The organism is Glaciecola sp. KUL10 (assembly GCF_003203515.1).
Taxonomy (GTDB): Bacteria; Pseudomonadota; Gammaproteobacteria; order Enterobacterales; family Alteromonadaceae; genus Glaciecola.
The window spans coordinates 1-5,901 of the sequence record NZ_BGNG01000020.1 but is presented as its reverse complement, the minus strand read 5'-3'; the positions used below and the strand labels follow the sequence as shown (position 1 = coordinate 5,901).

The 5,901-nt window shown below is 41.5% G+C and carries 6 protein-coding genes; all 6 read right to left on the bottom strand.

Translation table 11 applies throughout. The features are described from left to right. Positions 1-353: 353 nt before the first annotated feature. The 6 genes from KUL10_RS18700 to KUL10_RS18260 all read right to left on the bottom strand — a co-directional run bounded on the left by KUL10_RS18700 (position 354) and on the right by KUL10_RS18260 (position 5,586). Positions 354-569: a hypothetical protein gene (locus KUL10_RS18700; protein WP_110430404.1), complete on the bottom strand. Its 216-nt coding sequence runs from the start codon at positions 567-569 to the stop codon at positions 354-356. Positions 570-643: 74 nt separating this feature from the next. After that, positions 644-1,291 (bottom strand): hypothetical protein, encoded by a 648-nt coding sequence (locus KUL10_RS18275; RefSeq protein WP_110430403.1) that lies wholly within the window; start codon positions 1,289-1,291, stop codon positions 644-646. Further along, entirely contained in the window at positions 1,292-3,337 is a 2,046-nt protein-coding gene (locus KUL10_RS18270; protein WP_110430402.1) for an RHS repeat-associated core domain-containing protein, read from the bottom strand. 302 nt (positions 3,338-3,639) lie between these two features. Continuing rightward, on the bottom strand, positions 3,640-3,807 hold the full coding sequence (locus tag KUL10_RS18695) for a hypothetical protein (protein WP_158525424.1): 168 nt from the start codon (positions 3,805-3,807) through the stop codon (positions 3,640-3,642). Between the two features lie 206 nt (positions 3,808-4,013). After that, positions 4,014-4,583 carry a hypothetical protein gene (locus tag KUL10_RS18265; RefSeq protein ID WP_110430401.1) on the bottom strand — a complete coding sequence of 190 codons (570 nt, stop codon included), beginning with the start codon at positions 4,581-4,583 and terminating at the stop codon, positions 4,014-4,016. A 1-nt stretch (position 4,584) separates the two neighbouring features. Further along, positions 4,585-5,586 carry an RHS repeat-associated core domain-containing protein gene (locus tag KUL10_RS18260; protein ID WP_110430400.1) on the bottom strand — a complete coding sequence of 334 codons (1,002 nt, stop codon included), beginning with the start codon at positions 5,584-5,586 and terminating at the stop codon, positions 4,585-4,587. Positions 5,587-5,901: the final 315 nt, after the last annotated feature.

Here is a 5,901-nt window from a genome sequence, read left to right as displayed (position 1 = left end):
CTTTTCTTTGAGACACTTTTACTTCTTTCAAACGAGTGTAATTTATTTCATTTTCTACGAGAACCATCCATTTTTTTCCAGTGCATGCCTTTCAACTCATAAATATTTGTTACAATAACCTCATTACCGCCATTTCGGATATGGTTCTTGTATTTTTCACTGTCCTGCTCATATTTTTGAAGACTACTCTTATGGTAGCTAGTAAGCTGTGTAATGTTTTTTTGCTAGGACCAACTAACGATATAATTTCAACCTTTTCATTCGTCTTGACGGTACAAAAAAAGAAAATCTATCACGAATTTCGGCTAAGTCGACGCGTTGATTGATTTGTTAAATCTTATTACGGTAAAGGGTTACATATCCGAGTAAGATATTTTAGCTAATTTAACATTATTAATCAGTTGGTTATTACTCGAATCAACGTTTGTGCTTGTGCTCATTAATTCAAAACAGCGGTCCAATGCCCTTAACTCAAATTCTGAGCTCATCACTTTAACGCTTTTGCTATCGCACGCGGGTATAAAACACACTAAAACCGCAATGATCAACATAATTTTCAGAGTTTTCATTTCACAAACTCTCCATCAACGCGATATAAATTCTTCTGATACCATGAAATGGAAATCCGAAGCATCAAAGGAATTTAAATATTTCTGCCAACCGACAAAAACTCCAATGTATTGTTTTGTAGTAATCCATTTACTGTCCAGCTTTTTGACCCAGTTTGAATTTCAATAAGATAGATATCTCTATTATCAATCCGCTCCTTAACAATTGCACCTAAGTGAATACCTTTTTGATTTTTCTCTATTTCTTCTAGAAAACTACTAACACTCTTGTCAAAGTTTCTTTTCCAAAATGAAAATCTACTTCTAAGTAAATCAGTTTTGTCTGGTCGACTAATCTCTAGTTTAAGCGCTCCTATACTTATCATAAGCGATTGAGGTGGCGAATCTTTTTTATCCAATCCAATGTCGATACAACTATCAAAATTCGGCTCCTGTTCAAAACATAGAGAGTATCTTTTATTAACTTCAACTTCGCTATTAAAGCCAGTAATCACGTAAACATTACTCAAAAATAAGTCTTGACCGATATTTTGGAGTGCGTCATAGACAACTACTATTCCATCATTACATTTGTTAACTGCCACAATATTCGTCGCTTCAGGCAACAAATGCTCAATACCTGAGACTTGGGTATCCTCGTTTTTTAAAACGCATGTTGCTGCATACCCATAAATCGGGGATGCTAAAAACAACAATATAGATATATTGAATATGTTTCTCATCTAAAATTCCCACCAGCTTTTTTTGTATGCTTGCCTCAGCCAGTATTCTTGATGCTTACTTATTACTGGAGACATATTTGACCTAACGTTATAATAACTCATGAAATTTTGCGTCGCATTATGTTGGTGCATAAGACCAATAGCGTGACCAAACTCATGTTGCATAGCTCTCGATAGAGAAGGTGCCGCTAAAGACATCCTGATAACTTTATTATTCAAGTCAAAATGACCTTTGCTTCCAGTGTTCACAAAATGTATGAACGCGTCGGCATTATTACGATCAGTAATTAGTGTGTTTGTAATATTTAAGATGTCCGAATTAATTTCAGACATTTCATTAAAATATTCGATTGATTTATTACATATTGATACTGGTCCGTTGCAACTCCATTTTATATCGCCTGTTAGCTTTCCATCTGCTAGTTCGAGACCGAGGTCCGTATCTCTAGCAAAATTGTAAACATCTTCAGGTATTGGATCACCATTTTCGTCAAAATCAATTTCTTGTTTTGCTTGACTAATCTCTGTAGTAAGTTCTTTAGTATCACTATGTTCATGACCAATCTCGGTATTTGATATAGATTCAACAACACCTCCAATCGCCAAATTAATGAAATACCCTTTGGCGAGACCTCCTATCAGATTACCCCATACAGAGCCACCTGAACCATTATTCCAAGCGCTATATGCCTGAACAACACTATTTACCATTTTTGCAGTGTTGTATATCTGATATGCCGTTAATAGGGTTGCCGTTATTTGCGCACCGACGACGTATGTTAATGCTTGTGCGGCAAAATAGTTGATTGCATAAAGTGCGATTGCTTCAACAATATACCCACTCGGATCAGTCGCATTCAACGGATTATTCCACACATATGAATACCGATTCAAACTCTGAGCATTGGTCGCTGCCTGAATATACGGGTCAGCCGACATAAACCGGCCTAACACGGGGTCGTAGATGCGCCCATTCATATGAATCAAACCGGCATTGTCCACATGCTCATGGCCGGTAAAGCCTCTGGTTTGGCTGATTTGAATCGGCAAATTACTGGTAAAGCCCGTGAAACCTGAAATGCTACTGGGTGTATGACCCGGTATCGACCAATCTGTGCCTCGACGTTGCCCCCATGCGTCATAGCTATAGCGTTTGAGTTGTGCGCCTGTGTGATTGACCGTGGCCACAATACTGCCGAGGTGGTCTTTGATTTGGTAGACGTACTCTAAGTGGTCGGCGCTGGTATTGGAGGCATTGCTTTGTGAGATGACTTGCACCACCCCATCAATATGGCGTTTGGTGGTCACCTGTGCGCCTTTTTCAACAAACTCGACATTGCCGATATACCATGTGGTGCTTTGCTCGCCTTGGGCATCAATATCAATGCGTTTATAGCGTGTGGTGTCTACCCCATATGCAAAGTGGGTTTGTGTGTTGTTGACTTCAATCAGGGTCGGTTTATCAAATAGCGTGTAGTGGATGTTGCGCGTATTGCCATCAACTGTTTTGCCGTTTCTTAAGTTGCCGTTGCCATCATAGGTCCAAGGGCTTGCGCAATTTGCGCTTTCGGTGGCTTTTAACCCCGTGACCGCATGTGGGCGGGCATTGCTGTAACAATAATAGCCCACGCCTGTTTTGTGTTTGATGTTGCCATTGTCAAAGTAGGCGATTTCTTGAATGGTATAACCGTGCACGTTTGAGCTCAGTAAGCGGTTTAAGCCATCGTACTCAAAAGTTTCTTCTAGGTTTTGATGTAAGTCTTTGCGCCATCTTAGATTGCCCAACACATCCCAGTCGTATTCTTCGTGTTGAATACTGGCATTGCCGCTGACTTGCAAGGTGTCAACTAGCCCCGTTTCATCTTCATACCGCGCCAAGCCTTCTGTTACATCATTGTGAAGTGAATACGAGGTTACATTGCCAAAGGCGTCTTGGGTTTTGCTTTGGTAATACACCACATCACTGTTGGCGTCTTGACTTGCATAGTGATAGCCATATTGGTTGTAGAATCGATTCACACGCCCGCCAGCGGCATCAGGCGCCACGCTACTCGCCCAATGCTATCAAAGCCGGTACTTTGGCTATACACGCGACCTTCTAAGTTGTGCTCAATGCCCGCTTGACGCGCAAGGTTATCGTAGCTGAACACTTAGACTAAGTTATTGAAGCGTCCTATTGAGATAGAAAACGGTGATCGCCATCGATGTTATTAAGTGATCGGCTTCATGTTATTACGCAGTGTTACACATGAAACGTAAAACACTTATGTTTATTGTTTAATGTAGCGGTGGCATCATACAAAATAGATAACATGCAGTAATGCTTGATAATTCCCTATGACTCTTAATCAGACGCCTTCCTTGACATCGCGGGCTGCTTCGAGTTCGAATCGGTGTTGTTTGGCACCTAACATGGTCTCAGTGTTGATGGTTTGGCACCCAGCTTGAGTAAGGGTGTCGAGTTGTAAGTCTTGATTTTGTTCGTGTCTTGAAATACGGGTATAACCAATAAGCATGTAATCTCCTTGTGTGCAGTAACTCAAACTTATACTGAACATTGATAACTTTACAAGTTGCTTTACAGATTATCGGCTGTTTTGACCATGATTAGCCATGATGATGGCAATAGTTCATAAACGACGGTTTTCTTTACACGGTGAAATCGGGTGAGAATTGCTAGTAATGGAACTGTGATGATGGAGATATTGATCATTTTTGGAGGTTACTTACAACTTAATCTACTAGGTAGGTTTGTTAGGTGCTTTTTTATTAACTCCCACTCATCAAGCGCAGCGAGTGGTATATCAGCCTTTAGATGATATTTAGCAGAGTTGGTTGTTATCGTGCATTCACCCATAGTATCGGATAAGGTGAAGCAGCTACCGACATAGTCCTTCATTGAGAGCACACTTGAAGAATCAAATAGGTGAAATACACCCACCGACTCCTCATCTTCCACCTTCACCAAATTGTTGACTGCTGATAACTGGTCTTTGTCCAGTAAGGCTACGTGTGACTCAAGCTCACTAAAGAACTTTGATGTAGTGGCTTTATCTGATGCCGTTATGTGTACATATACATCACCAGAAAGGTTGCTACTCCAGTCATTTAAGTCTTGAGTGATTGTGACCTCTTTAGTGATGCTGGAATTCAGCATGTCAGCAGCAACAACTCGCTCGTTGTTAACGCATATTTTCTGGTTTGATATTAATTCAAACTCGGTCTCTGACGAACAGGAAGCCAAGGAAACTAATGCAAGCATCCCGCAAAGTAATGTCGTGTTTATTTTCATGCTATCTACCTGCTGGGTCATGGTGCGTGTCTTCATTGGAAATGTACCCCTGACCGAAACACATATACCCACAATATGCCTTGTTGCTTGGATTTAATCCTGCAACCCAATTTGATACTTTTGCCTGAATATTGATGAAGGGGACGTAGTTACCAACACCAATTGGAGTTCCACCATAAACAAATGGCCTCAACCCTTGGCCGCTAAATACCTTATGGTGGAAGACTGCCGCTTGATACTTATCTAGGACGCCATGCCTATCACCAAGTTTGCCTGAAAAATCTCGCTGAACGGCAACTGCATGACCTCTCATAACAGCCACGCCAACATCTTTCATGAAGGTTTTCATTTCACCTAGAGTGGCACTACTTGACAGGTTGTCAGAAGCAACACCTTCGTATATGAGCCTTCCTTGAAGTACTTTAGCCATATCTCTGTGAGCGTCGGTTACAGCTTTATGCTCAGGGTCCCACAGCGCTAGACCCGCAGCAGCCCATGGGTCACCTCTGTCGTGTCGAGAGTTCCAATACTCTTTAAGCATTCCATCTTTTGCAAATTGGCGTTCATCACCAGTTAATGGAACGTGTTGATTCTCATTGGTACTCGAAGCATCATTGGCACTAGCCACATCAGCCTGCCCACCAATATCCATCAGCGCTGAGGTTTGCTTTGTCGATAAATTCGATACTGATAGCGTGCCACCATTTTGAGTAGTGGCGGTCACTGTTCCAGTAGATTGATTTATCTCAACCCTCTCAAGCTTATCGGTCGTTTTCACTTTTGACAACGACGCTGCCGCAGACCCAGCCCCACCACCACAAACCGAACCTTTCGCCGCGCCTATTCGACCTGAACTACAATACCCTGAAGGGTCTGTGCCCCATAGCGGATTGTTCATCACATACGAATAAGGGTTAAGCGACTGGCTGTTACTCGGTGCTTGGATAATTGGGTCTACACTCAAAAACCGCCCAGCGTTATAATCATACACCCGCCCGTTCATATGAATGAACGAGACTAGTGCAAATCTACCTGTTTATGGTGATTTGGCTAAGAATGTGGCGTTGTTAAAGAGCGTTAGTATCTACTGAGTATACCTTGTTGGAAAAATATTCCTAGGCGCGGGTTTTGGCGTTCAACAACGATAATTGTCAATGAGTAAGCTGTATTATTTTAGGGGATAGTTACATAATAACTCACGCTTAAATATTAAACATTCGCCAAACATAACAACTCTGTACCAAGTAAAACTGTACTGGTGGATTAAATAACACTGACCCTTTTATTATTCAGTCTTTTTTATTGAACTCTGACCCCG